This is a genomic window from Algoriphagus ornithinivorans, from assembly GCF_900115305.1.
Taxonomy (GTDB): domain Bacteria; phylum Bacteroidota; class Bacteroidia; order Cytophagales; family Cyclobacteriaceae; genus Algoriphagus; species Algoriphagus ornithinivorans.
Genome location: NZ_FOVW01000001.1, coordinates 105,976 through 131,078 on the forward strand (window position 1 = coordinate 105,976; position 25,103 = coordinate 131,078).

Sequence of the window (25,103 nt, forward strand, 5' to 3'; positions counted from 1 at the left end):
GAAGTAATAGAAAGTTGAATTAAAAAATATACCCGAAAAGGTATTGTAATCATTATTTTTTAATAATTATACCCTTTTAGGTGTAATTTGGTAATATTTCTTTAAATTGTACCCAAAAGGGTATAAATAAATGACTTGGAATAGAAATAATGCCATATCAGAATTTGTTCGAAGGAGAAGAAAGGAAGCTGGGCTAACTCAATTGGAACTAGCTGATATTTCTGGTGTGGGAATACGGTTTATAAGAGAATTAGAACAAGGGAAACCGAATCTGATGGCGGATAAAATCAATCAGGTTTTATTGTTTTTTGGTCACACATTAACTCCAACTGAAATAAGTGATGAGACAAGGAGAAATTTGGGTAGCTAATCAATTGGCAGGAATTCTGGAAGAAGGTGAAGATGGGTATACATTTACCTATTCAGACAAGTACCTGAAATCAAAGAACCCATTGCCAGTTTCGCTGACATTGCCATTGCAAACAGAATCATATAAATCAGAAACTTTATTTCCTTTTTTTGACGGACTGATTCCTGAAGGATGGTTATTGGATGTTGCACATCAAAATTGGAAATTGAATCCAAGAGATAGAATGGGTTTGTTATTAAAAACTTGCAGGGATTGTATTGGGAATATTAGTGTGATTGAAATATGAATTTTTGTCTTGCATGTAATCGGGCATTGAATGGAGAATCTCAATATCATCAAAAGTGCCTCAAAGATTTTTGGAAGGAGGATGAACCTATTTTAAGTCTTAATCTGGACTTGGCTAATATTAAAGAACTTGCAAGAGAAAACATTTCTCAGAGGATAATTGTGACAGGAGTACAGCCAAAACTATCACTGGGTTTTATCGAAGAGAAAAAAGAGAAGAGATTAACGATTGTTGGAGCCTTGAATGGAAAATACATATTAAAGCCTCCATTTGATCTTTATCCTCAAATGCCGGAAATCGAGGCTTTATCGATGCTGATGGCCAAAGAGGCTGGAATAGAAACAGTTCCCTTTTTGCTAATACCTCTGCTAGGTGGTGAATTAGCCTACCTCACAAAGCGAATAGATAGAAGTCCAACCAATAAGAAGTTTCCAATGGAGGATGCCTGTCAATTTACAGGAAGACTTACCGAACATAAATACAGGGGTTCCTATGAGCAGATTGCAAAAGCCATTATCAACTTTAGTCATAACCCATTATTGGAAGTAGTGAAATTTTATCAACAGGTTATCGTCTCATTTTTGATAGGAAATAATGACATGCACTTTAAGAATTTTTCTTTGATAGCGTTTAAAAAAGGTGAATATCAATTATCTCCCGCTTATGATATGATTGCCACAAGCTTATTGATAAAAGACGATCCGGAGGAGTTAGCATTGAATCTTAATGGTAAGAAGAGAAAACTATCCAGGGAGGATTTTAATAATGCCATGTCAAAATCCAGCATTCCTGCCAAAGCAATCGAAAATCTTTGGGGTAGAGTTGAAAGTGGGATTCAAAGTTGGTCCGAGATAATCGACAAAAGTTTTTTGACCAAAACTACTAAGTTGGAATTCTCTTATTTAATTCAAGAAAGGGCGGATCGGCTGGGATTGAAATTATGATTTAAACGGTAGGCTTTTATTTTTCGCAGTTTGAATCAAAGATTCAACCAATAAGTCATTTTAAATACTAAGGCTCTTGACTTGGAGCTTCCAAACTGAATAAATCCATCAGGATTCATTTCTGCCAAATAATTGTCCGTGTAAACCAAGAAAATATCCGACACGGGAGCAAAGCGCCATTGCAATCGGGAATTGATATTTACATTCTCGATTTGGCTGTTGTATTGGACAAAGGTGGTCCAAAAAAGCTGCTTACTAAATGTAAAATCGAACCTTGGACCTATCAGGAAAAGATTGGAATCATTGTAGGGTTTGGGAAGTCTGATTCTGTTGAACTCGAAATCCAAACTGGTAAAGCCTAAAGGTTGATATCTCCACTGAACGCTTCCCTCCAAGTTGATTCTCGTTCCATTGAAATATTCGCCGGATCGAGTACCGAGATTGAAAGAAATGATTTTTCTTTCATCAGAACTGTACCGTGCAATGATCAAGTTATTGGTGTATTCGGTATTGGCCGGTAAAGCGAGTCCGTCTGACCCGCTGGGATCAAAGCCTCTGAATAGATAGGTGTATTGTCTTCGCGCCCGTAATGAAAACCGTGCGGAGGATTTCCAATTGATGTCATATAATAAATTGACATCCCAATCCAAAAATCCATAGGTCTTGTTGCCGACTACATCAAAATCGAATCCCGGTCCGTGTCGCTGAACTCCTCCAGTAGAAGGGAAGAAGCTTCGGCGATAAGTCATGGCTAATTGTCGGATGTCCGTTCTCCGAACAAAACCTACCTCCGGTGCATAGTTGGTGCCAACGGATTGGGATCGCATTTCCAAAGACCATTTTGGGACATTATATTCAAGTTCCACACCCATTGCGAAGGCACTGTCTTTTGCTACCTCATTGATGTTCTGATGATAAAAGAACTTTCCGGTAATTCGGTTATCAGCTGAAGCCAAATTATAATCCACACCGAAGGTCCTGTCATAGGCATTATACAAACTGTCAGCATATTTTTCGCGACTCTGGAAAGTTTGCTTATTGACAAGAAAGGCCGAGATATTGGATCTGGTAAATACCTTTTGCTGTAAAGAAACCATGGAATAATTATAGGATGGCAAGCTTGCAGCTTGATCATCAGAGACCTGCATGCTCAGAATTCCTACGCGGAGATTGTCATTGGCCTTTCCACTGATTCTGGCTCCAAAAGGAATGGGAGATTGAATGTTCTGTCCGGTGCTTTCATCTCTGGATACACCAATTCTTCTGCTAAAAAAAGGTCGGGTACCTCTATTTCCATAATTCGAAAATAAGTCTGCATTTTCCAGAAAAAACTGTCTTCTTTCAGGAAAGAAAATCTCGAATCTATCCAAATTGGTGACTTGCTGATCAACTTCCACCTGAGAGAAATCCGGGTTTACAGTTAAGTCAAGATTCAACCCGGGAGTGATGCCATATTTGATATCAAACCCTGCGTTGAAGCCTGTTACAGCATCAGTTTTATTTTCAAAATTCTTACTGGAGTTGCCTGATATATAGGGGATAAATGAAAGGTTTTTTCCGGATTTCTTGGTGGGTTCTTCCCATTGTGCAACACGCAATACTGCTAGATTAAAGAGCGTGAAGTTTCTGGAAATTGGTGCCCAAGTTGACCTTTCGGCACTTTCACTGTCAATTCGATAAAAATTTATATTCCACTCCTTCTGTCCTTCATTGAATCGTAAGGAATTCAGCGGAATTGCCATTTCCGCTACCCAATAGCCTCTGTATTGTTTTGCTTCACCTTTCCATACATTATCCCAATCGAGTGAAAAAGAACTCTCACCAGTTCCTCCGTTTGCGACTAAACCTTCTCTTCTTACGCCAAAAGGATTGATACCAAAAGTAAATGCATTGGTTCTATCTTGAAATGTGTCAAAAATGACTGTAAAATTATCATTTGCAGCTCCCCGAAAGTCTCGCCTTAATGAAGGGGTGACGTACTTTCTGTCCTGGTTATTGCTGTAAAGTATTCCCAGTACGTAGATATTTTTATCATCGAAAAGAACTTTGGCTACCGATTGATTAACCGCCAAAGCAGAGTCGAAAGGGAAATATTGCATCCAATTGTAGGCAGAATCCGCTAGGTTCCACGCCTCATCAATTTCCCCGTCTATTTGTATAGGTTGTTCAACCCTTTTGAAAATGATACTCTGAGCAGAAAGACCGCCTATACTCAAACTAAAAACTAAAATAAATAGAATTTTTCTTAGCATAGTGCAAAGTACAGCCGCTTAAATGGGGGGAGAATCTTATTTATATCAGCGGTACTTTCTTGTCCAAAGCTTGGGTGTTATTGTATATTATTATTGACTAGCTTCGGGCTGATATGTTATTTTTAAATCATAGCTAAAGTTTTAAACTCTAAAAAAGCAAGCTTATTCCAGCTGTGATTGAGTAGGGTAAAAGCACGAACCTCATTTTCAAAGTGAATTTGACTTTAAAAAAAATGCATCAAGGAAGAAAATATTTACTTCTCATTTCCACCTATTCTCTTTCTTCCACTTAGTTTTATTGGATGAACCCAGAAATACTGATTGATTTAGTGACCAAGAGAATGCCTTTTGGAAAATATAAGGGCCGTCTACTTTGTGATGTGCCAGAACATTACTTGGTCTGGATGCATGGACAGGGGTTTCCTGAGGGAAAATTGGGAATGTGGTTACATACCCTCTATGAAATCAGATTGAATGGGCTGGAGCAAATTTTAAGTGATCTAAAAAGGAAGTACCCTCAAAAATAAACCTGCCCAAAATATGGGCAGGTTTGATTGGGTTTTAAAGTCTTCCTCTCCTTTTGATTAGCTCGTTTCTTATTTCATTTGCCCGTTCTTCTGTGACATTATAATTCCACATCGTCACTACGGCCAGCAGAGCTGCAACTATGGGTACAATTACGTCTGCAATTCTAAGGTTAGTGAGTGTTTCCATAGTCTGAGTTGGCTGATTTTGATCCCAACCTACAAAGGATAGAATCATTCCGCTGAGGGTCAGTGCAATAGCGGACCCAATTTTTACCATCAGCCAATATACAGCTCCGAATGTACCCTCTTTTCGCGGCATTCCATTTCTCAATTCATCCAGGTCGCATAGATCGGCAGTCATACTCATCATTAAAGTGAATAAGCCCCCAATACCGAATGACATGAATGGTACTTGGATAAACATCAGCCAAGTGATCTCTGGATTGAAGCCCCACCATTTGATGCCATAGCCAATGATAGAGATAAAGGTCGAAATAATGAACGCATTCTTCTTACCATACTTGGTAGCTAGTTTGGTGATAATAGGAATTACCAAAAACATGGTGGATGCTGCTGCTAAAGTATTATACCAAGCAGGCCATTGACCGGCTACTCCATAATCTCCATTGAACATATAGTATACTATAATGAACAGTGAAAATTGAGCTACGATCTGAAAGCCATTAAATACCAAAAAAGTAGCACCGCATACTCTCAAAAATTGCTGATTGGTTAGAATCTCTTTCATCCCCTTGAAAAGATTCAGCATGTTCTTTTTGAAGTCTTTTAGGGATAGATTTGATTGACCAGTTAGATTAGTTTGGTCTATTTCTTTACAAAAAATGGAAGGAAGTATGGCGAGAATCAGACAGGCAATACCAGTAACAATGGCTACCGTTCTGACCCCCTCAGTTTGGGTTGGGAAAATATTAGGCTGTGCGATAACCCACCAAATCCAAGGGGCTATCATCCAGGCTAACTGCCCTATGATTTGAGAAGATGCCATTAGGCGAGTTCGCTCATTATAATCGGATGTCATTTCATACCCGAGCCCAATCAGAGGTGTAGCAAAAATGGTGTAACCGATATAGAATACAAATGATAGGGTCAGGATATACCAAAAATGAAAGTTGGAAGAGTCTTCTGGATTCAGCTGCCACATCATGATAAAGGTGATTCCTGCAATGAAGGAGCCTAAAAAGATATAAGGTTTTCTACGTCCCCATTTGGAGCGAGTATTGTCCGTGACATAGCCCATGATGGGATCGGTAATTGCATCCAAAAGGCGTGGTATGGATGAGAGGAGGGCAGCATCCAGTGGGTCCATTTTATAGGCAACCACCAAATAATACATAAATGCTCCCAGGGCGGCCGGGAACAACTGGTTAGCGAGGTTACCTGCGCCGAAGGCAAACTTCTGAACAAAAGGAACAATGTCCTCAGGGGCAGTTTTAAATTTTGACATGTTTTGGGTTGATGGTTAAAGGTTTTAGGGTTAATTCTGCAAAATCTGCTATTGCTTATCTACAAAAGCTTTTTTAACTATTTCAAATACTTCTTTTTTGGATCGGTCTACTCTGACTATTCCCCAATACTCTTCATTGGGAGAGCCGTCATAAGGAACTCCACTGCTATTGGGAGCCCAGCCTCCAGTATCTTGTTGGTCGGGATTACCTGCTTTCCACCATTCATCGGAAAAGGCAAATAAGGCAACCCCTGATCCAATTTCCTGGTTGTCAAAGACGGCCTTTAATATTTTCTTGGTAGCATCTGCCTGAGCTTTTTCATTACTCCCTGCCTGATACTGCTCTTTGGAAATCGTCATATAACTGTCAGCCCCAGCTTCAGAAAAATACATAGGTAAAGAACTGATTGCAGCCCATTCTTCATAAACAGTTTCTGGTTGATCCCATCGGTAAATATTCATACCCCAGACATCAATTTCAGAGCCCATGGTCAATGCCAAGGAATCCGGTAGCTCTCCGTGGGCCGTAGTCACTGGATGATAAGGGTCAGTCTCATGAATTTTTTTAGCAGCCTCATTCATGGCTTTGTACCAGTTTTTCATATCCCCCTCAAACCACTCCGGGTGATAATTATATTCATTCCCCAGCTCCCAAAGGAGAATGGCTGGATGATCCTTAAATTTTTTTACATAGTCTAAAAAGCTCCCTGATAGAATATCAAACTTTCCATTTTGATTGTATCCAAAGCCTAAGATGACTTTCAATCCAGCTTGATGAATTTGGTCCAATACCTCTTTCTCCTCAATAGGAGAGTAGACCCGGATGGTATTGATCCCGGCTTCTTTCATCAAGGTGAGATCTTCCTGAAGTCTTTTAAAAGTTCGTTCGGTCTCTCCCTTTTCAACTGGGTTATAACAAATCCCTTTGATAAAATAGACCTCATTGTCGACAATGATTTTTCGATTTTCGGTTCTCACCTGCCCGTTTGTGCAGGCAGGGAATAAGATGACCAAACTTAGTAAAGTGTAGAAAATTCTGATACTAGACTTCATGGTTGAGATTCTTTCTTTGTTGGAGGAACTAGCACATCTTTTAAAAGGGAATCCAAGTTGCCGTTATAGGTTTTTACAATTGGTCTCCCGTTTCTTGTTAGACCTTCAAATTTTCCCTCATCCACATCTTTCCAAAGTGCATATTTGGCTTGAGCATCCAAAGTGATCAGTCCGAAGTGATTTTCTGAACCCATAGGATTCTGAGCGTCTTTCCATTGCTCATCAAATGCCTCAAAATAGAAACAGGAAATTCCCGAAGCCTCTGTCCATTGTCTCATTAAATCATGATACATGGCTTGTTTATACTCATCAGTTGCTTTGGATCCTTCAGGGCCATAAAATCCATCAGAAACGGTGGCCCATCCAGTCTCTCCGATGTGAATAGGTTTATTAACTCCTATGCTTTTCATATAGGATGTGACTGAATCATATTGAGCTTTTGCAAAATCTCTGGCTCTAAGCATGGCTGCATCCACTCGCTCTAATTCTGACAGCTTAGACAAGCTGTCTGACTCCTTCCAAAAATCCGGGTTATAATGTGTGTTATGGTAAGGGTAAGTATGCATGGAGATATAATCCACGGCCTGATAAAGCGCTTCCAAATCTTCAGTATGATAGGATGCATCGCCTCCTCCCCATGATGCGAAATCATCCGAACTTGTAATCCAAAGATTTGAGGGAAGTTCGCCTTTGGATTTTAAATATTGTAAATGGTTTACCCACTTAAGGATTATATTGGGGCGTACAAAATAGCTAGCAGCCCAATTGACCATAGCTTCATTTCCGACTGCAATTACCTTCACAATATCTGGATACTCCTGAACCAATTTTACAGCCCGAGCTATCTCTCCTGCATTCTCCGGGCTTTCGGCTTCATGATTCGGGTTGTCCGTCCAGGCATTTTCGCAATCTATCCAAGCACCCAACATTACGTACATTTCGAAGGATGAATCCTCATTTTTTAGCTCTGAAATTGCCTTTAATAAATTTGGGGCTTCCATTAGCTGAACATTGTATGTTCGGAGAATTTTAATTCCCATTGCCCGAAGAATTTTTAAATCCTCCTTCAATTCAGCTATAGTAGGCTGTATATCTCTTGATTTTTCTTTGTAACCACCATAAGAAATAGCCCTGTATTCCGCATTTCCTAGAATATCAGCAGCTGTTTTTTCCGGTACTTCCTGAGTTTGTGATTGGCAATGCATCATCCCCATTGCCATGACCAAACCTAAGATCGATAAAGCCCAATTCTTCATCCTTTTAAGGTTTTTTGATATAAACATGGATTTCTGCGATTTCTCCTGTCCTCTGAAATAGCTTAGTGCTAAGTGATTCATTCAAAATGGTAGAAGGGATTTCTTTAACTTCCCCTTTTGAAAATTGCACTTTTATTTTTTCCTCTTCATGGATATGGTATACTATCGGTACCTGACAATAGGTGAAGGCTAGAGAGTTTGCGGGGATCTCCAGGGATTTTTCTTGATGATTAAGGTCGAAATAAGAAAAGCTTTGTGCTTGACTCAAAAATTCCTCTTTTCGGAGAATAGTAGTTTGGAAATAAATCTGTCCATCCTGAATCTTTATTCCTAGTTCTGTGAATCTTGTTAGAATATCTTCCTTCACCTGACCGGTCATTCCAGGTTGCTGAGCTCCTCTTCCTCCAGGAGTGTGTGAATAAGGGTCAGTTGGAAACGCTCCGTAAAGCTCTGGTGATTTATGGACTCCAATTCCCTCATTGATTTCAAAGTAATGTGTAATCAGTTTCCCAACAATTTCTTCGTTTTCTTGCTGTTCTATTGCTTGCACGCAGCATTCTTGGGCAGCAAGGGCTAGTTTGGAAACCATATGCCAATAAATTGAGCCCAAACCTTCGTATCCATAAAAAGTCCCGGATCTACCCGTAAAGGCTTTATGATTGAATACTGATTCAAAGGTTTGTAGTAAGGATTTCTTTTCCTTTTCAACTAATTCCTGATAGCTTCCATCTAATTGAGAAAGGGCTTTTTTGAGGCTTTCGGCATTGTTGAAATTCCCGTTAAAATGATAATCGCCTGAAACATCCTGCTCAATAATCTGTGTATTTCCTTTCTGTAAGAGTTTTTGAAGGAGTTTAGAATTTTTCACAGCTTCTTTCGGGACACGATTCCTATCTACAAACAGTGGACGCTGCTTATTCGGATAGAGTATATAGCTGTATTGATCCTCCCTGAATAATTCACTTTTCTTGAGTGAGTCTAAAACTTCCAAGCTCTCCTTTGGAGATAGGTACCCCGAACTCAAAACAGCTACCTGACCTTCAAGCATTTCACTCAGGTAGGAGATAGAAACCTCCTGATCATTTTCCAAAGTCATCAAGTTGTAAGCATGGTAGAGCCCATCCTTTCTTTTATTCGCTTTGATCGAATGATCTACAAATTGTAATGTAAGTTGTGTGAATTCCAGGAGCTGAGTTTTAGTCAAAGCAGCTTTTTGGGATGAAAATCCATTTTTGTAAATCACATTCCTAAATCTGCTACCTGCTTCTCCAAGTCCATCCATCACTGTCTTTCTGTCTTGATCGGAAATTTTACCTTTCAAAATTTGCTGATAGGATTTTAGAGTAGCTTCTATTTCATTGAAAAGCTTCACTAATTCTTCCGAAACGTGGGAGGATTCAAAATCTGAATTCTTAATTAACTTTTCAAAAAAGGATAAGAATCTTCTGATATAATATAAGGTCACCATGGAGACTCCATTACCTACCAAGGCGTTATTGGCGTCATTCCACTCGGGTCTTTGGGTATTCATCCAAATTCCACCTTCCGGTATGAAATTGGAAATTTTTGAAAGCAGCGTAGCTAGGAGTTTTTCCAGAAAGTTTACCTTATAAATCTCTTGATTACTCGCACTTAAAAGTGCCGCATCTGCTCCAATTTGTTCCCTTTTTTCTCTGATTTGATGGTCCAGGTCAAAATCAAAATCAATGGTATCTTTAGGGTTATCAATGATTTCCTTATAAGATTTGATCTTGTAGGGAACATTGGCATAAACAAACACATCCTTCTTGAAATTTGAGGATAATTTGTCAGCAAAGTGCTTTTCAGAAATTTCAAGGAATTTTAATAGGTAAATTATCTGGTGGTCGCCCCAATATCCAATGTAAGACCAGGGATCATCGGGCTCAATGGTTTCCCAGTCAAAACCATCTTTTGTAACCCGATAGGGATTATATCCATCGAAAGTGCTCGCATTTAAAAATTTGTGAATCATACTTTCAATGAATTCCGGGTAGGAGTAGGCTAAAGCCTCCCAGTTTTGAAAAATATCTCTCCAGTTTCCCTGATAATCCAAAACTTTGGAGCCATCAGATTCACTTTTTGTATTAATGGAAAATTTATTCCAAGGCCTACTTGGATCCCCGTGCCTTCTACTGAACTTGAGAGGTAAATACTCCAGGCAAAGTCTGCTGAAATCCTTGTCCTCACTATTCTCGGCTATTTGTTGAAGTTCGGTCTGAGGGAATTGCTCAGGGAGCAGCTCTATTTGATGTTTGTTTGCAGCAAATACTTTTTTATTCGCCTTGGCTAAGTATGGAACAAAGTCCTTTTTCTCAATAGAATAGTTATAATCAAATATTCCTCCCCGCATGATGTTGAATAAAACATTTGCAAAATGGCGGGAATTTCTTCGTTGATCGGAGCTCAGTTGTAGTCCGTCGGCAGATGCTGTAAGTGCTCTGAGGTTTTTGGTGCCGAGGGCAATATCAGCCTTGATTTCTGCTTGGAGATCTCCTGATTTTTTGATGTATTCAGATAAATTAATGACTGCAGACGGGCCTTTGTTCACGTCTGCCAGAATCATCCAACTTTTCTCTTCTTTGGGCTGAAGTTCAAGTTTTTTATGTATGAGATAAGCTCCTTTTTCAGCCCGTATATCATTTTCAGCCCGAATTTCTTCTCCTTTTCTAAAGGCATTCAACTGAAGAGAAGAAAGCAAAATTTGGGCATTTTTCAATCCTATATTCCAAGCCACATTTGCTTTGAGGGCTTCACTTGGCTCTGCTTTATCCACGATGATGGCGCTGAGAGTGAAGAGGCCTAATTGGGAATCGGATATGATTTCAGTCTTTTTATAAGCGTCAACCAGATTACTTGCTGATTGCTGCAAGTCTGGATTTACTCCAAACGGTAGCACATTTTGAATTCCGTCAATCAACTCCAGAGAAACTGGATTTTGACTTTGATTGACCAGTCTGCTGGTTTTTACAAAACCGAATTTATCGCTGAAATTCCAGGAGTAGCTAAAAAGAAGGTTGAGATCGTGATTGATTTCTTCGAAAATGATTTTGTTGCCAAACTCATTTTTGTAGAGGTTTCGGGTAAGTCGAAACACCCCTGTATATCTGTCAGAAAATGGTTCCCAAATTTTAAAAGAACCTCCCTCTTGGATTCTAAAAATGCTTTTATTGCCAGTAATTTCGTAGTACTCGGTGATTTTATCATCAGTATAATAGGGGAATAATGCATAATTGCTGTTTTTCCTACCGGCTGAAAGTCCTCCACTGCTTGAGATGAACAACCAGTGATCCGAGTCACTGACCACACTCATGAAAAATGGTCTTAAAGAATCAATATTTGGGATTTTATAATATCCTTCGTTTTCAAATTGGACGTAATCCATGTTTTATCTATAAAGGGTTTGTTTTGTCAATTGGGAAAAAGAAGGCAAAAATTCTTTGGCAAAACGCCATTTTCACTCTTTCTTCCTTCTATTTCAAATTTGAATATAATTTTTATTAGATGTGGATTGAAATTAATCAATAGATTGGCAAATGATACTTTTGAGATGTTATAGGACTTTCACAATTCTTTCACTTTTGAAAAAATAACCAATTTAATCGCTGATAAAGGCAATTTGAACGGGTATCAATGAGAAAGTGGATGGGAGGCTAATTATAAACTCTCGCTCTTTGAAAAAGCGAAGTAGGGTAGGTGACCTGATATTTTGAAAGATATTTTAATAAAAACCAAAGAATTTATTGAATACCTTTTTTGGTACAATTCTTTCGTTGAATTGTTTTTTCTTTTGGCTAAAAATGTGAACCTTTCGCCGAGTTTAGAAGAATACGGCTCTTTTTGAAGAATCAAGAAAATTCCCCGCTCGTGTAAAAATTGGCTTAATCATGCTCTAAAAGCGGAATTTTTCGAAAAAATCTAAAAGAGTCCATTGTTTTTTGAATATAAAAAATGATAACTTTAAAACTCGATTTTAGTGTAGAAACCATTTAACCTTTATCAAAAGTCTATTTAAAAATCACATTATGAGAAAGTTAATCGCTTTGTTCATGCTTGCAGGTATCCTATTCGCGCCTGTTTTCGCTAACGCACAAGAAGCAGAATCAGATTCTGCAGCACAAGAAGAAACAACCCCTGTAGCAGAACCTGCTGCAACTCCGGCCATCGTAGACGATGAGATCGTAGAGGAGGAAGTAGGCTTTCACCAAGTAGTTAAAGAAAAATTTATCGAAGGTGATCCTCTTTACATGACTCCAGTATTGATCTGTTTGATCTTAGGTCTTGCAGTGGCATTGGAAAGAATCATCACTTTGAATCTTTCTACTACCAACACTAAAAAATTGTTGGCTAAAGTTGAAGATGCTCTTTCTTCTGGAGGAGTTGAAGCAGCTAAGGACGTTACTAAAAGTACTAAGGGTCCAGTTGCCTCTATCTTTACACAAGGTCTAATGAGATACTCTGAAGGTATCGAAATGGTAGAAAAATCTATCATCTCTTACGGTTCAGTAGAAATGGGACGTTTGGAAAAAGGTCTTGTTTGGATCTCCCTATTTATCTCCCTTGCTCCGATGTTGGGTTTCATGGGTACAGTAATTGGTATGATCGGTGCATTCGACTCTATCGAAGCTGCTGGTGATATCTCTCCATCCCTTGTAGCAGGTGGTATTAAAATCGCCCTTTTGACCACAGTAGCTGGTTTGATCGTAGCGATCATCCTACAGTTGTTCTACAACTACTGCGTGGCTAAAATTGACTCTTTGGTTAATGACATGGAGGATGCTTCTATCACATTGGTAGATATCCTAGTGAAGCACAAATTGACTGGTAAGTAATAACTACCGGCATTTGCTGAATTTCAATCAATTGTTAATCCCAAAGAAGACATATTATGGATACTTATGATATTTTACTTTACGGAAGCTATCTACTCATTGCGGTAGGAGCAGTCGTATCCATCCTGATGCCTTTGATCCAATCTTTGGACAATCCAAAAAGCTTGGCAAAGACAGCCGCTGGCATCATTGGAATCGTAGTGTTGTTCTTCATTGCTTATTCTATTTCTAGCAACGAAGTACTTCCAAAATTTGAGGCAGACCCTTTTAACTTGACCCCTGCTGGTTCTCAGTTTGTAGGTGGTATGCTGATCACAACTTATATTCTCGCAATCCTTGCTCTTGTGAGCATTGTGTTTACAGAATTCAATAAAGCTATTAAGTAATTATGGCCAGAAAGAAAAATAGAATGAGCCAGGAGGTTAATGCAGGTTCGATGGCAGACATCGCCTTCCTGCTCCTAATCTTCTTTCTCGTTACTACGACGATCGCTTCGGATAAAGGTATCTTAAACGTACTTCCTCCGAAACTCGATCCTAATAATCCTCCGCCAGAAATTGATAAAAACGAGCGTAATATCTTTACGATATTGATCAACGCAAATGATCAGCTTTTGGTAGAAGGTGAATATGCTGAAGCAGACGGTTTGGATGAAAAGATTAAGCTTTTTGTCTTAAACTTTGGTCAGCCAAATGAAGAAGCTCAAGGTTTGTATAATTCGCTTCCAGCTTCTCTGAAAGCGATGTCTAGAAGAGACCCTGAATCATCTGATCATCCAGGAGAAGCGGTAGTATCTATTAAGACCAACCGTGGAACTAGCTATGATAGATATTTGGAGGTTTTTGACTTAGCAAAGAAAGCCTACTTCGAAATTTATGCGGAAAGGGTAAATCTAAGAACGGAAGAGTATCGTGCCTTAACAGGTAAAGATGAAGCTGAGCAGTCTTTGATTGACCGAGGAAAAGAAGGAATCCCAATGGCGATTTCTATTGCAGAACCTGATAAAATTGGTAGTTGATATGGCAAAGTTTAGCAAAAAGACCAAGACTTCTGAGAATATCCCAACCTCTGCCTTACCAGATATTATTTTCATGCTTCTATTCTTCTTCATGGTAACAACCGTGTTGAGGGAGCAGGAAATTTTGGTAGAGCAGAAGATACCTCAGGCTACCCAGCTTCAGAAGCTGCAGAAGAAGACATTGATTTCTTATATCTATATTGGTAAGCCGAAAAATACAGGCCTTTATGGCTCTGAACCTAGAGTTCAGGCCAATGATGCTTTGCTTACTCCTGCTGACATCGTTCAGTGGGTAAACCAAGAAAGAGATATGCTTCCAGAAGCTGATAGAAATATGATTACTATTTCTATGAAAATTGATAGAGATGTAAAAATGGGTCCGATTTCGGACGTTCAAACAGAACTAAGAGAGGCTGATGCCCGAAGGGTATTGTATGCTTCTGTGGGTAAAGTTCAAAAGGACTAAAATACCCAATATTTAAAAAAGCTGCTTCAATCATGAGGCAGCTTTTTTTTTGCCCTTTTGGTATTGCTCTTGTCTCCGATCACAAAAAATAGATTAGAATATCCTCTAATAAATTGTATTTTTCTAATTCATACCTGCGATCAATGCTAGCCAACCTGAAAAATAAAAAGAAAGTCCAAAATGCTTGGGCTATGTATGACTGGGCTAATTCTGTCTATAGTTTGGTCATTACTTCAACCATCTTTCCTGTTTATTACAATAGCGTTACCAAAGGATTGGATGATTCAGATATCGTATCTTTCTTTGGTTTTGAGATCATTAATACAGTCCTGTATTCTTATTCTATCTCTTTTTCTTTTTTGATCATTGCCATTATCTCCCCTTTACTTTCGGGTATGGCTGATTCAAGTGGAAAGAAACTTGAATTCATGAAGTTCTTTGCCTATTTAGGGTCAGCAGCTTGTGTTGGATTGTACTTTTTTGATGCAAGTAATGTGGAATGGGGAATCATCTGCAGTATCACTGCAAGTATTGGATATGCAGGAAGTATTGTGTTTTATAATGCCTATTTGCCTGAAATTTCTGAGGAGAAAGAATATGATTTACTGAGTGCCAAAGGCTTTGCCTTAGGGTATGTAGGTTCAGTAATACTTTTGGTCGTAAATCTTTTAATGATCCAAATGCCACATTTATTCGGGATCCCTGATGGAGGTGTAGCTGCAAGGTTATCTTTTTTAATCACGGGAATTTGGTGGGCTGGCTTTTCTCAAATACCGTTCAGAATTCTTCCAAAAAATCCATACAACAGGAAGTTGAAAAGGGAATTGCTATTTCATGGTTATCAGGAGATAAGAAAAGTGTTTTTTCAGATACGAGAAATTAAAGTTATGAATCGCTTCTTGGCTTCATTTTTCTTCTATTCCATGGGGGTACAAACGACTATGTATTTGGCGGCTACTTTTGGCGACAAGGAGTTGGGCTTACCAGGAGATCAATTGATCATGACTGTTCTTATCATCCAATTTGTAGCCATAATAGGTAGTTATCTGTTTGCTTTTATATCCAAAAAATATGGAAATAAGGTTAGTTTGGTGATTATGGTATTGATCTGGACAGGGATCTGTGCTGCGGCTTATCACGTGTATACAGTTTATGAGTTTTTTGCCTTGGCTTTTGTCGTTGGAATGGTCATGGGAGGAATTCAGTCTTTATCGAGATCTACTTATTCCAAGCTTATACCAAGAAATACCACTGATCACGCATCTTTTTTTAGCTTTTATGATGTGACGGAAAAAATGGCTATCGTTTTGGGTACTTTTTCTTACGGAGTCATTGAACAGCTGACTGGGAATATGAGGAACAGTGCCTTATCTTTAGGTATATTTTTCTTAGTAGGCCTAGGCTTTTTGCTATTGGTAAGTATTCCAAAGCAGGAATTGTCTCATTCAAAGGTATAGATCATGATCAAGATTTTAGCAGGAGAAAGTGTTTCCAAACTGGATCAACTCCATTGTAAGAGCGCTAATATCAGTTCCTATGAGTTGATGGAAAAAGCTGCGCAAGAATTTGAAAAATGGTTTTACCATCAAGAATTCTCAAAAGAATCTCCAATTCTAATATTCTGTGGGTCGGGAAATAATGGAGGTGACGGTTTTGCGATAGCAAGATTATTATCTCAAAAGAATCACAAGATTTTAGTAATCAAATGCTTTGGAGATAATTCAAAATTAAGTGCAGACGCCGGCAAAAATCTTGAAATGCTTCCGACTAAAGTTAAGGAAGTCTTTTTTAAGGAGTTTCAGGCACCTACAGAGCCTTGTATTATCATTGATGCATTTCTAGGCGTTGGGTTGAGCGGTCCCTTACGTGATAGCGCAAAACCAATTATAGAAAGGATGAATTCTCTTCAGGGGAAAAAAATTGCTATAGATATTCCGTCGGGCCTTCCTTCGGAAGGACTAGGTTCAGAGCTTTCTTTTCAGGCAGATGTGACAGTGAGTTTTGCTTTTCCAAAACTTGCATTGATCCTTCCTGAAAATGCGGAATCGGTAGGGGAATTGGAAGTATGTGATATTGGTATTCCAGATAAGAGGTATGAGGAGTTTGAAGGAAGCCTCTATTTTATTCAAGCGAAAGATATACCTGCTTTACATAAAAAATTCCATCGATTTTCTCATAAAGGAGACTTTGGGAAAATCCTGTTGGTAGGAGGCGGACATGGAAAAATGGGAGCCATTATTTTGGCGGCCAAGAGTGCATTACGGACAGGTTCAGGACTGGTCACTTGTCATATAGAAGAAAGTGAAAGACTCAGCATTCAGGCTGCTCTACCAGAGGCGATGTGTAATTGGGGGCTGATTCCCAATGCTGACTATTATGATGCGGTCGGGATAGGTCCAGGCTGGGGCGTAGAAAGTAGAAAGAATCAATTGGAGGCCTTGCTGAAAGACTTTCATTTCCCGATTGTTTTGGATGCAGATGGTATCAATATTTTGGCAAAATTTCCGGAATTGATTCCTTTGGTGCCCAAGAACTCAATTCTTACTCCGCATATAGGAGAGTTTCAAAGATTGGTAGGCCCAGCATCCAATCATCAGGAAAGAATGAATCAAGCCAAAGACTTTGCTATAAAGCATGAGTTGATCTTAATCCTAAAAGGTGCAAATACAGTGATTTCTATGCCTGATGGAAGGCAATTGATTAATAGCACAGGTACTCAGTTTATGGCTACAGGAGGAGCAGGTGATATTCTCACTGGAATGATTACTGGTTACTTGGGAATGGGATATAGTCCGGAATCAGCGGCAGTTTGCGGGGTTTTTCATCATGGATTGGCTGGTGAATTGGCGGGAAAACGAAAAGGTAGAGGAACCATAGCAGGTGACATCATTGAGTCGATCCCGGAAACCTATTTTTATTTGGATATTTCCTGATTTAACATAGTAAAAGCAAACTTTATTTTTTTTCTTGTGGTTCAAGGCTAAAGCAATTTTGATGAAGAAGGAAAAATTACTGCTTTGGACTTTGGCAGCTATCAATTTTATCCACATCGTGGATTTTATGATTTTGATGCCTTTAGGTCCGCAGTTGATGCGTGTGTTTGAGATATCTCCCCGGGAATTTGGACTGCTGGTATCTTCCTATACTTTTAGCGCAGGTATTTCCAGTTTTTTTGGAGCATTCTTTCTAGATCGATTCGATAGAAAAAAGATTTTGCTTTGGGTTTATGTGGGATTCTCTGTTGCTACCCTTGGCTGCGCATTGTCACCAACTTACCCGATTTTATTATCAGCAAGGATTGTTTCGGGTCTTTTTGGAGGGCTGACTTCCGCTCTGATTTTAGCAATTATTGGCGATGTTATCCCAGATGCAAGAAGGGGAAGAGCCATGGGATTGGTCATGGCGGCTTTTTCAGTTGCTTCTGTTTTAGGTGTTCCTTTAGGTTTGTTTTTAGCCAGTTTGTCGGACTGGCATACCCCATTTTATATCTTAACGGGCTTGTCTGTAATTAGCTTAGGAATGATTTTCCAATACGTTCCCAATATCACCGAGCATCTTGGAAAAGAAATTGTCAGACCTCATCCCTTGGAAGTGGTTCGCAGAGTTACAAGCAACCCCAATCAAATGCGGGCAATCACTCTTTCTGTAATGATGATGTTTGGGCAGTTTATGATCATTCCCTTTTTGAGTCCTTACACAGTGGCTAATGTTGGCTTTACGGAAATGCAGTTAACCTATATCTACATGGCTGGTGGAGCCTTTACTATTTTTACCTCTCCTTGGGTTGGGAAGATGTCTGACAAGTATGGGAAACTCCGGATTTTTACGATTTTCATGACCCTGAATGTGGTTCCAATTGCGATAATTACCAATTTGGGAGTAACGCCCATTCCTTATGTGTTATTGGTGTCGACAATGTTTTTTGTGACTTCCAATGGACGATATGTGCCCGCTGCAGCAATTATTACGGGCACCGCGCGGCCCGAAAATAGGGGGAGTTTTTTGAGCTTTAATTCAGCGATTCAACAATTGGCTACGGGTTTGGCATCTTTAATTGCAGGGCTCATTATTGGAGAAAATGCAGCAGGAGAATTGACTAATTTTAATTTGGTCGGATATATCGCTATTTTCTTCAGCCTACTGTGCATCCCTTTGGCCAGAAGAGTGAAGGTCGTGAGTTAGGAAAGCCATTGTTATTTGAATTCATGGAATAATTCGAGATATTGAAAGCTTGGGATGAATTCTATTCAATGGAAAAAGGAAAATCTTCTTGTGTCAATTGTGGAACAGAGCTTCAGGGTACTTTCTGCCATTCATGCGGAGAGAAGCAAATTGATCAAAAGGATAAAAGCTTAATTCATTTTTTGGAGGAATTTGTAGCCTCAGTTTTTTTTGCTGATGGAAAGTTTTTCAAAACGATCAAGCTTTCAATAACAAAGCCTGGTGAATTGACTCGTAGCTTTGTCGCCGGAATTCGGAAAAAATACCTTTCTCCTCTTCAGCTCTTTTTCTTCGCTAATTTGATTTATTTCATCTTTCCAGTCATCTCGACATTCAATACTACTCTGGATGTACAAATGTACCAACTTCCCTATAGCTCATCAGTGAGACCGGTTGTGGAGCAGTATTTGGAAATTAGGCAAGTCGATCCTGATGTATTCAAAGTCGAGTATGAACGAGCCTCCAATGCCAATGGTAAATTACTCTTAATAGTCTTGGTAGTACTCCAAGGCCTTTTTTTAAAACTTCTTTTCTTAAGAAAGAAAAAGCTTTATCTCATTGATTTTTTTGCCGGATCTGCATACTTCTATGGATTTTACACCTTATTTATTTTGGTGCTTTTTCCGACATTATTCAATTGGTTTTCGAGTTTATTCTCATTCGGTTTAGCATCAAGCATCAACGAATTGAGCTTATCAATAATTTTTATGCTGATCATAATAGGCTATATGTTTACAATGCTTAAAAGGGCTTATGATACTTCCAATAAAGGTGCATTATGGAGAGGGATACTCTTGGGTATATTTATTATTCCAAGTTTTATAATTTATCGATATATATTGTTTTGGGTTACTTTTTGGACTGTTACCTAATCAAATATTAAAAAAAAATCCCCGACATTTTTGCCGAGGATTTTTGTTGAAGGGTGTAGCTTTTGAATTAAAATTCTGCGTTTCCTGGAGTTCTTGGGAATGCTATCACGTCTCGGATATTTCCCATTCCTGTTACAAACTGGACCATTCTTTCAAAGCCCAATCCAAATCCTGCATGAGGTGTAGCTCCGAATCTTCTTGTATCTAAGAACCACCACATTTCCTCTTTTGGAATGTTCATTTCATCCATTCTTTGAAGAAGCACATCAAGTCTTTCTTCTCTTTGGGAACCCCCGATGATTTCCCCTATTCCTGGGAATAGAATATCCATGGCAGCAACTGTCTTTCCATCATCATTTTGACGCATGTAGAATGATTTGATTTCTTTCGGATAGTCTGTCAGAATTACAGGTTTTTTGAAATGCTTTTCTACCAAATATCGCTCATGCTCAGATTGAAGGTCAGCTCCCCAGGATTCAATCAGATATTGGAATTTCTTCTTCTTATTAGGATTGGAGTTTCTTAGAATATCTATAGCCTCAGTATATGAAATACGAACAAATTCATTGTCTACTACAAATTTCAATTTTTCCAGCAAGCTCATTTCTGAACGCTGGTCCTGCGGCTTAGATTTTTCTTCATCCAATAATCTGGATTCCAAGAATTGTAAATCTTCTTGGCAATGATCCAAAGCATATCGGATCAAATATTTAAGGAAGTCTTCGGCTAAATCTGCGTTGTCTTCTGCATCATAAAAAGCCATTTCAGGCTCAATCATCCAGAATTCAGCTAAGTGGCGGGTTGTGTTGGAATTTTCCGCTCTGAAAGTAGGACCGAAAGTGTAGATTTCAGAAAGTGCCATGGCTGCCAGCTCTCCTTCCAATTGGCCAGATACAGTCAAATTAGCTTCTCTTTCAAAGAAGTCTTGCTTGAAATCCACTTTCCCTTCTTCGGTCTTTGGAGGATTTCCAATATCCAGAGTTGTTACTTTGAATGTTTCCCCTGCACCTTCTGCATCAGAAGCGGTGATGATAGGAGTATGGATATAGAAAAAACCCTTATCATTGAAATATTGGTGCACTGCAAATGCCAAAGCATGTCTTACTCTGAAAACTGCACCAAATGTATTTGTACGCATTCTCAAGTGAGCGATTTCACGCAAGAATTCAAGGGAGTGTTTTTTAGGCTGTAAAGGATACTTCTCTGGATCCGCCTCGCCCAAAACTTCTATGCTCTTCGCATTCAATTCTGAGGATTGCCCTGCACCTTGAGATTCAACCACTGTTCCTGTGATTTTGAGACAGGCTCCTGTTGTGCATTTTTTCAGAATATCCTCCGAAATGACATTTGGATCAGCCACTACTTGGTAATTGGTAATGATAGACCCGTCATTCATGGCAATAAAGGAAACATTCTTGTTAGATCGCTTGGTACGAACCCAACCCATTAATGTGATTTCACTACCTATTAGACCCTGCTCTAGGATGGTCTTGATTTTTACCCGCTTGTTGAATGCCATGATTTCGTTTTGGTTTCAAATAAGGCTGATAGCCGAATTTTTTATAGTCTGCAAAAAAACGATTAAATAAGCTTTTTATCAAAAATTTGCTTGTTTTTCCTAACTTTGAATTCAGGGCTTTTTTTCTGAAAAAGTCCTTTTTTGAACCCAAAATGCAGGTTTTACTCAATTTCCAATGCAAAAGCTAAATCTTAGCCAGTCACTTTCACAGAAGCTTTCTCCACAGCAGATACAGTTTATCAAGCTGTTGCAGGTTCCTACAGCAGAATTGGATGCTAGAATTGAGGAAGAATTGGAGATTAACCCAGCACTGGAAGAAGGAAAAGATGAGAAGGAAGACCCAGCTCAAGACGAATATGAGGACTCTTACGATGAGGACCTTGGATCTGATGACAGAGATCTAAATCTGGATGATTATCTGGATGACGAGTATGGCGGATACAAAATGCAGGGTGATGGAAATTACAATTCAGATGAAGAAGATCGTGAGATTCCTATTTCTTCTCAGGCTTCTTTGCACGAATTATTAATTCAGCAGCTCAATTTTTTAAAGCTGGATGAGAGGCAAAAAATAATCGGGCAGCAGCTTATTGGAAGTATTGAAAATGATGGATATATCCGAAGGGATCTTGAGGCGATTATCAATGATTTGGCTTTTAGCCAAAATATAGAGACGGATATAGATGAGTTAGAGGAAATTCTGCGAAAGATTCAAACTTTTGATCCTGCCGGAATTGCTTCAAGAAATCTTCAGGAATGCCTCATTCTACAATTGGAAAGAAAAGAGCATCCTGAGGATCCCACAGTTCAGCATGCCTTACGAATCATGCATGATTGCTTTGAGGAATTTACCAAAAAGCATTACTCTAAAATCCAGAGGAAATGCGATTTGAATGAAGACGAGATCAAGGATGCTGTCAACTTGATTACAAAGTTAAATCCAAAGCCGGGAGGGGTTTCCGAGGGATTAGTTCGGACGCAGTACATTATACCGGATTTTATTTTGACCAATAATTCAGGGAAATTGGAAATAAGTTTGAACTCCAAGAACGCTCCTGAGTTAAGAATATCCAGATCATATGCGGATATGTTTGATGCCTATGATAAATCTGACAAAAAGGACAAAAAACTGAAGGAGACAGTCACTTTTGTCAAGCAGAAATTAGATGCTGCTAAATGGTTTATCGATGCGATCAAACAACGTCAAAATACTTTATTGAGAACCATGGAGGCTATTTTACAATATCAAAAAGAATTCTTTTTGGATGGGGATGAAACGAACTTACGTCCGATGATTCTGAAAGATATAGCAGAAAAAATAGACATGGATATCTCAACTGTTTCCAGAGTAGCCAACAGTAAATCCATTCAGACAGAATTTGGCGTTTATCCTTTAAAGTATTTCTTTTCTGAAGGTATTGCTACTGATAGTGGGGAAGATGTCAGCAATAGGGAGGTGAAATCTGTATTGCAGGCTATGGTAGATGAAGAGGATAAAAAGAGACCGCTTTCAGATGATAAGCTTGTGAAAATGCTGAATAAAAAAGGATATAATATAGCCAGAAGAACTGTTGCCAAATACAGAGAGCAATTACAGATTCCAGTGGCGAGACTTAGAAAAGAATTGTAGTGGGGAGAAGTCTAGCGCTGATTATTTCGGTTATTTTCCAGCCATTGATTATACCGACACTGGTTTTTGGTATGATTCTTTTTGTGGTACCCGAGGCAAGTAGTGTACCTTTTGAATTTAAAGTAAGGATCTTTTATTTGATCATGTTATCCACTTTAGCTATTCCAATGATTACGATACTTGGACTGAGACTTAGTGGTACAGTAAAGAGTCTTCATATGATCGATATCAAAGACCGACTGATTCCTTTTTGTGTGACCTCAGTATATTTTTTGATGACGGTCTATTTCATGTTTGAGATGTCTGAATTAGACCCCATATTATGGCAATCCTTGGCAGTAATTACTGCGGTTGTGGTGATCTTAACGATAGTCACCTTTTTTTGGAAGATGTCTGCTCATATGACTGGGGTAGGAGGGCTTTTAGCATTGGTAGTTGTTCTAGGAATGAATTTCCCGAATTTCACCATACTTTACCCTTTATTAGCCGCTTTATTGCTCGCTGGAGTGGTTGGTACTTCAAGATTGTTTTTGAATGCCCATAATCCCATGGAGGTTTATATTGGCTTTTTCTATGGCTTTTTTACCTGCTTTTGGGGATTTCTTTGGGTTTGGGGATAAAAAAAACCGGATTGAAAAACCCGGTTTCTTCTTATAATTTATTCAAAGCTTAGAATAGATTCACTGCAATTCCAAAACTAATTTGCTGTGATTGGTTAGCAGCTGGACCTTGTCCTTCTTGGAATAACCTGTTGAGTCCAAAATAGCTCCAAGCATAGAATCCTGGAGAACCTGCCTTTAGGGTTAGGCCATATCTCAATTTCTCTAAGCCATAATTCTGAGAGTCTTTGATTTTTCTGGTCAAACCATCCTCATCTGTGTATTTGATTTTGGAATGGGCATTATAAAGGAAGCCAATTTTTCCACCTACACTTACCCGAAATCCTTTAGTATAATTATTTCTATTGACATGGTAAGTCAGGTCAAGAGGTACTTCGAAATAGTTCAGCGAGAAAACATTCTTATCTACTGAGATATCATCCCCAAATACATCTGTCAACTCCAGGAAATCACTGGACTCAGGGCCTTTAGATGGATCATTGAAAAGATTCATCTCATCATTAAAAGCCAATTTGTCTGTGCCAATACCAAATCCAGGATCTAAAGTGAAACCGGAATTAGCACCGAATACTGAAATCGGATATTGGTAGTAGATATTGAGCGTTCGGGATCCAAAAAAACCTGTACTCATATCCTCAGGTCGGTTGTTGAGCACATTGAATCCAAATTCCACAACTAGATCTGCGGGAATATTGGGTCTTCCGCCTACAGGAACTTTTGGTTTCTGTACTGTTTCTTGAGCAAGCGCGAATGGGCCAATTGAAAATGCTAAAAGGACTATAAATAATTTTTTCATGTATTGGTTAATGTTTTTCAATAGTCACATGTAATCTTGCATGGCGGGTAGTCTTGAATGATGGTCTGACTGCCTATCTGCTCAATTGAATTAAAAGAGTGCTTAATTACAATGTATTGCGGGCAAAAATAGAAAATCCCTGAGGAATTAACCTGTTTTTGCTCTTAATAATTCTTAAGTGTCGAAATGAGTTCCTCCTCTACCTTTGTAAAAAAGCTTCAGAGAGATATTTGGAAAAAATCGATTTATAAGTACCTTTGCAAACCATTTCGGCCTCGTAGCTCAACTGAATAGAGCACTTGATTACGGCTCAAGAGGTTTCAGGTTTGAATCCTGACGAGGTCACGATAAAGCTCAACCCATCGAGGTTGGGCTTTTTTATTTCAACCTGAAGCCTTTTTATCTGGTAGGATATTTTTGATTTTTAAAGGAGGAGGTTTCAAGGTTGAATTCCCGCTTTGCGGGACAGGCTCTGACGAGGTCACGATAAAGCTCAACCCATCAAGGTTGGGCTTTTTGTTTTTAGCACTGATAAATTTTTTCAGATACCTGGAGCATCTTATTTTGGAAAGACGTGATGCGAAGCCAAGAAATTTTCAATGTGGGCAGGTTTCATAAAGCCCTTCACTGAATAGGCTATTTTCTTTTTTTCATATGTTCTACTTACTTTAGGAGTAGTTTAGTAATTATATGCGCATAGCGAGAAATTTCATTATTCTTTTAATTCTCTTTTTTTCATCTTGCGACAGCTGGCTGCAAGATATCGGCTTAAAAGATATTAAGCGAATTGACGGGCCATGTACCATTTTGTTGGTAGATGGTACTGTCATAGAAACTCCCTATAGTTTGGAAGTGACCATTCGAACTGAGGCAATCACATATCGAGATGAAAATGGAAAGCTATGGTCTCTTTTTAGAGAAGAATACGAAAGTTATTCCTGTCAATAAAAAAAAAGCA

General features: G+C 38.9%; 22 protein-coding genes and 1 tRNA gene. 16 read left to right on the forward strand and 7 right to left on the reverse strand.

What is annotated here, in order from left to right; genetic code table 11:
• The first annotated feature begins 130 nt into the window (after positions 1 to 130).
• The 3 genes from BM073_RS00550 to BM073_RS00560 are packed head-to-tail and all read left to right on the forward strand — an operon-like array spanning position 131 to position 1,600.
• Complete coding sequence (locus tag BM073_RS00550; protein ID WP_091648791.1) at positions 131 to 370, forward strand: helix-turn-helix transcriptional regulator; 240 nt, start codon at positions 131 to 133, stop codon at positions 368 to 370.
• Positions 342 to 656 (forward strand): HipA N-terminal domain-containing protein, encoded by a 315-nt coding sequence (locus BM073_RS00555; protein ID WP_091648795.1) that lies wholly within the window; start codon positions 342 to 344, stop codon positions 654 to 656. The genes BM073_RS00550 and BM073_RS00555 overlap by 29 nt, the downstream gene beginning before the upstream one ends.
• Positions 653 to 1,600, forward strand: coding sequence for a HipA domain-containing protein (locus tag BM073_RS00560; protein WP_091648798.1), 948 nt, complete (start codon positions 653 to 655; stop codon positions 1,598 to 1,600). Before BM073_RS00555 ends, BM073_RS00560 begins: the two co-directional genes overlap by 4 nt.
• Before the next feature lie 35 nt (positions 1,601 to 1,635).
• On the opposite strand, the gene BM073_RS00565 is transcribed toward BM073_RS00560, so the two are convergent.
• Positions 1,636 to 3,852, reverse strand: a complete 2,217-nt coding sequence (locus BM073_RS00565) for a carbohydrate binding family 9 domain-containing protein (protein WP_091648801.1) — start codon at positions 3,850 to 3,852, stop codon at positions 1,636 to 1,638.
• Positions 3,853 to 4,154: 302 nt separating this feature from the next.
• Here BM073_RS00565 and BM073_RS00570 point away from each other — a divergent pair, with 302 nt between their 5' ends.
• The gene (locus tag BM073_RS00570; RefSeq protein ID WP_091648804.1) at positions 4,155 to 4,379 is read left to right on the forward strand and encodes a DUF3820 family protein; all 225 of its coding nucleotides are present in this window, start codon (positions 4,155 to 4,157) and stop codon (positions 4,377 to 4,379) included.
• 34 nt (positions 4,380 to 4,413) lie between these two features.
• Here BM073_RS00570 and BM073_RS00575 read toward each other — a convergent pair whose 3' ends face one another.
• From BM073_RS00575 to BM073_RS00590, 4 genes are read right to left on the reverse strand one after another with little or no spacing between them, the layout of a single operon-like run.
• On the reverse strand, positions 4,414 to 5,844 hold the full coding sequence (locus BM073_RS00575) for an MFS transporter (RefSeq protein WP_091648807.1): 1,431 nt from the start codon (positions 5,842 to 5,844) through the stop codon (positions 4,414 to 4,416).
• A gap of 48 nt (positions 5,845 to 5,892) precedes the next feature.
• Positions 5,893 to 6,897 (reverse strand): glycoside hydrolase family 2 TIM barrel-domain containing protein, encoded by a 1,005-nt coding sequence (locus tag BM073_RS00580; protein ID WP_139217408.1) that lies wholly within the window; start codon positions 6,895 to 6,897, stop codon positions 5,893 to 5,895.
• Positions 6,894 to 8,153: a glycosyl hydrolase family 17 protein gene (locus BM073_RS00585; protein WP_091649649.1), complete on the reverse strand. Its 1,260-nt coding sequence runs from the start codon at positions 8,151 to 8,153 to the stop codon at positions 6,894 to 6,896. Before BM073_RS00585 ends, BM073_RS00580 begins: the two co-directional genes overlap by 4 nt.
• A gap of 4 nt (positions 8,154 to 8,157) precedes the next feature.
• Positions 8,158 to 11,556, reverse strand: coding sequence for a 1,3-beta-D-glucan phosphorylase, GH149 family (locus tag BM073_RS00590; RefSeq protein ID WP_091648810.1), 3,399 nt, complete (start codon positions 11,554 to 11,556; stop codon positions 8,158 to 8,160).
• Positions 11,557 to 12,196: 640 nt separating this feature from the next.
• Between BM073_RS00590 and BM073_RS00595 the strand changes: the two genes are divergently transcribed.
• The 8 genes from BM073_RS00595 to BM073_RS00630 all read left to right on the forward strand — a co-directional run bounded on the left by BM073_RS00595 (position 12,197) and on the right by BM073_RS00630 (position 19,580).
• Positions 12,197 to 13,003 carry a MotA/TolQ/ExbB proton channel family protein gene (locus BM073_RS00595; protein WP_091648814.1) on the forward strand — a complete coding sequence of 269 codons (807 nt, stop codon included), beginning with the start codon at positions 12,197 to 12,199 and terminating at the stop codon, positions 13,001 to 13,003.
• Positions 13,004 to 13,059: 56 nt separating this feature from the next.
• Positions 13,060 to 13,389, forward strand: coding sequence for a hypothetical protein (locus BM073_RS00600; protein ID WP_091648817.1), 330 nt, complete (start codon positions 13,060 to 13,062; stop codon positions 13,387 to 13,389).
• Between the two features lie 2 nt (positions 13,390 to 13,391).
• Positions 13,392 to 14,021, forward strand: coding sequence for an ExbD/TolR family protein (locus BM073_RS00605; protein ID WP_091648820.1), 630 nt, complete (start codon positions 13,392 to 13,394; stop codon positions 14,019 to 14,021).
• A gap of 1 nt (position 14,022) precedes the next feature.
• Positions 14,023 to 14,487: an ExbD/TolR family protein gene (locus BM073_RS00610; RefSeq protein WP_091648824.1), complete on the forward strand. Its 465-nt coding sequence runs from the start codon at positions 14,023 to 14,025 to the stop codon at positions 14,485 to 14,487.
• A 143-nt stretch (positions 14,488 to 14,630) separates the two neighbouring features.
• Positions 14,631 to 15,944, forward strand: a complete 1,314-nt coding sequence (locus BM073_RS00615) for an MFS transporter (RefSeq protein ID WP_091648829.1) — start codon at positions 14,631 to 14,633, stop codon at positions 15,942 to 15,944.
• Positions 15,945 to 15,947: 3 nt separating this feature from the next.
• Positions 15,948 to 17,420 carry an NAD(P)H-hydrate dehydratase gene (locus BM073_RS00620; protein WP_091648833.1) on the forward strand — a complete coding sequence of 491 codons (1,473 nt, stop codon included), beginning with the start codon at positions 15,948 to 15,950 and terminating at the stop codon, positions 17,418 to 17,420.
• Positions 17,421 to 17,481: 61 nt separating this feature from the next.
• On the forward strand, positions 17,482 to 18,669 hold the full coding sequence (locus BM073_RS00625) for an MFS transporter (protein WP_091649653.1): 1,188 nt from the start codon (positions 17,482 to 17,484) through the stop codon (positions 18,667 to 18,669).
• Positions 18,670 to 18,737: 68 nt separating this feature from the next.
• Positions 18,738 to 19,580 carry a DUF3667 domain-containing protein gene (locus BM073_RS00630; protein WP_139217410.1) on the forward strand — a complete coding sequence of 281 codons (843 nt, stop codon included), beginning with the start codon at positions 18,738 to 18,740 and terminating at the stop codon, positions 19,578 to 19,580.
• A 67-nt stretch (positions 19,581 to 19,647) separates the two neighbouring features.
• Here the strand turns inward: BM073_RS00630 and asnS are convergent, their stop codons facing one another.
• Positions 19,648 to 21,099, reverse strand: a complete 1,452-nt coding sequence (asnS, locus tag BM073_RS00635; RefSeq protein WP_091648841.1) for an asparagine--tRNA ligase — start codon at positions 21,097 to 21,099, stop codon at positions 19,648 to 19,650.
• Between the two features lie 175 nt (positions 21,100 to 21,274).
• On the opposite strand from asnS, the gene rpoN reads away from it, so the two are divergent.
• Entirely contained in the window at positions 21,275 to 22,729 is a 1,455-nt protein-coding gene (gene rpoN, locus BM073_RS00645; RefSeq protein ID WP_091648850.1) for an RNA polymerase factor sigma-54, read from the forward strand.
• 143 nt (positions 22,730 to 22,872) lie between these two features.
• Positions 22,873 to 23,349, forward strand: a complete 477-nt coding sequence (locus BM073_RS00650) for a phosphatase PAP2 family protein (RefSeq protein ID WP_245756334.1) — start codon at positions 22,873 to 22,875, stop codon at positions 23,347 to 23,349.
• Between the two features lie 49 nt (positions 23,350 to 23,398).
• Here BM073_RS00650 and BM073_RS00655 read toward each other — a convergent pair whose 3' ends face one another.
• Positions 23,399 to 24,145, reverse strand: coding sequence for a porin family protein (locus tag BM073_RS00655; RefSeq protein ID WP_091648859.1), 747 nt, complete (start codon positions 24,143 to 24,145; stop codon positions 23,399 to 23,401).
• Between the two features lie 271 nt (positions 24,146 to 24,416).
• On the opposite strand from BM073_RS00655, the gene BM073_RS00660 reads away from it, so the two are divergent.
• Positions 24,417 to 24,490, forward strand: a tRNA-Arg gene (locus tag BM073_RS00660).
• A gap of 345 nt (positions 24,491 to 24,835) precedes the next feature.
• Positions 24,836 to 25,093 carry a hypothetical protein gene (locus tag BM073_RS00670; RefSeq protein ID WP_091648865.1) on the forward strand — a complete coding sequence of 86 codons (258 nt, stop codon included), beginning with the start codon at positions 24,836 to 24,838 and terminating at the stop codon, positions 25,091 to 25,093.
• Positions 25,094 to 25,103 lie beyond the last annotated feature (10 nt).

Coding starts and splice junctions, on each gene's coding strand:
- BM073_RS00550 (WP_091648791.1), top strand. CDS start 131: ATGACTTGGAATAGAAATAATGCCATATCAGAATTTGTTCGAAGGAGA.
- BM073_RS00555 (WP_091648795.1), top strand. CDS start 342: ATGAGACAAGGAGAAATTTGGGTAGCTAATCAATTGGCAGGAATTCTG.
- BM073_RS00560 (WP_091648798.1), top strand. CDS start 653: ATGAATTTTTGTCTTGCATGTAATCGGGCATTGAATGGAGAATCTCAA.
- BM073_RS00565 (WP_091648801.1), bottom strand. CDS start 3,852: ATGCTAAGAAAAATTCTATTTATTTTAGTTTTTAGTTTGAGTATAGGC.
- BM073_RS00570 (WP_091648804.1), top strand. CDS start 4,155: ATGAACCCAGAAATACTGATTGATTTAGTGACCAAGAGAATGCCTTTT.
- BM073_RS00575 (WP_091648807.1), bottom strand. CDS start 5,844: ATGTCAAAATTTAAAACTGCCCCTGAGGACATTGTTCCTTTTGTTCAG.
- BM073_RS00580 (WP_139217408.1), bottom strand. CDS start 6,897: ATGAAGTCTAGTATCAGAATTTTCTACACTTTACTAAGTTTGGTCATC.
- BM073_RS00585 (WP_091649649.1), bottom strand. CDS start 8,153: ATGAAGAATTGGGCTTTATCGATCTTAGGTTTGGTCATGGCAATGGGG.
- BM073_RS00590 (WP_091648810.1), bottom strand. CDS start 11,556: ATGGATTACGTCCAATTTGAAAACGAAGGATATTATAAAATCCCAAAT.
- BM073_RS00595 (WP_091648814.1), top strand. CDS start 12,197: ATGAGAAAGTTAATCGCTTTGTTCATGCTTGCAGGTATCCTATTCGCG.
- BM073_RS00600 (WP_091648817.1), top strand. CDS start 13,060: ATGGATACTTATGATATTTTACTTTACGGAAGCTATCTACTCATTGCG.
- BM073_RS00605 (WP_091648820.1), top strand. CDS start 13,392: ATGGCCAGAAAGAAAAATAGAATGAGCCAGGAGGTTAATGCAGGTTCG.
- BM073_RS00610 (WP_091648824.1), top strand. CDS start 14,023: ATGGCAAAGTTTAGCAAAAAGACCAAGACTTCTGAGAATATCCCAACC.
- BM073_RS00615 (WP_091648829.1), top strand. CDS start 14,631: ATGCTAGCCAACCTGAAAAATAAAAAGAAAGTCCAAAATGCTTGGGCT.
- BM073_RS00620 (WP_091648833.1), top strand. CDS start 15,948: ATGATCAAGATTTTAGCAGGAGAAAGTGTTTCCAAACTGGATCAACTC.
- BM073_RS00625 (WP_091649653.1), top strand. CDS start 17,482: ATGAAGAAGGAAAAATTACTGCTTTGGACTTTGGCAGCTATCAATTTT.
- BM073_RS00630 (WP_139217410.1), top strand. CDS start 18,738: ATGGAAAAAGGAAAATCTTCTTGTGTCAATTGTGGAACAGAGCTTCAG.
- asnS (WP_091648841.1), bottom strand. CDS start 21,099: ATGGCATTCAACAAGCGGGTAAAAATCAAGACCATCCTAGAGCAGGGT.
- rpoN (WP_091648850.1), top strand. CDS start 21,275: ATGCAAAAGCTAAATCTTAGCCAGTCACTTTCACAGAAGCTTTCTCCA.
- BM073_RS00650 (WP_245756334.1), top strand. CDS start 22,873: ATGTTATCCACTTTAGCTATTCCAATGATTACGATACTTGGACTGAGA.
- BM073_RS00655 (WP_091648859.1), bottom strand. CDS start 24,145: ATGAAAAAATTATTTATAGTCCTTTTAGCATTTTCAATTGGCCCATTC.
- BM073_RS00670 (WP_091648865.1), top strand. CDS start 24,836: ATGCGCATAGCGAGAAATTTCATTATTCTTTTAATTCTCTTTTTTTCA.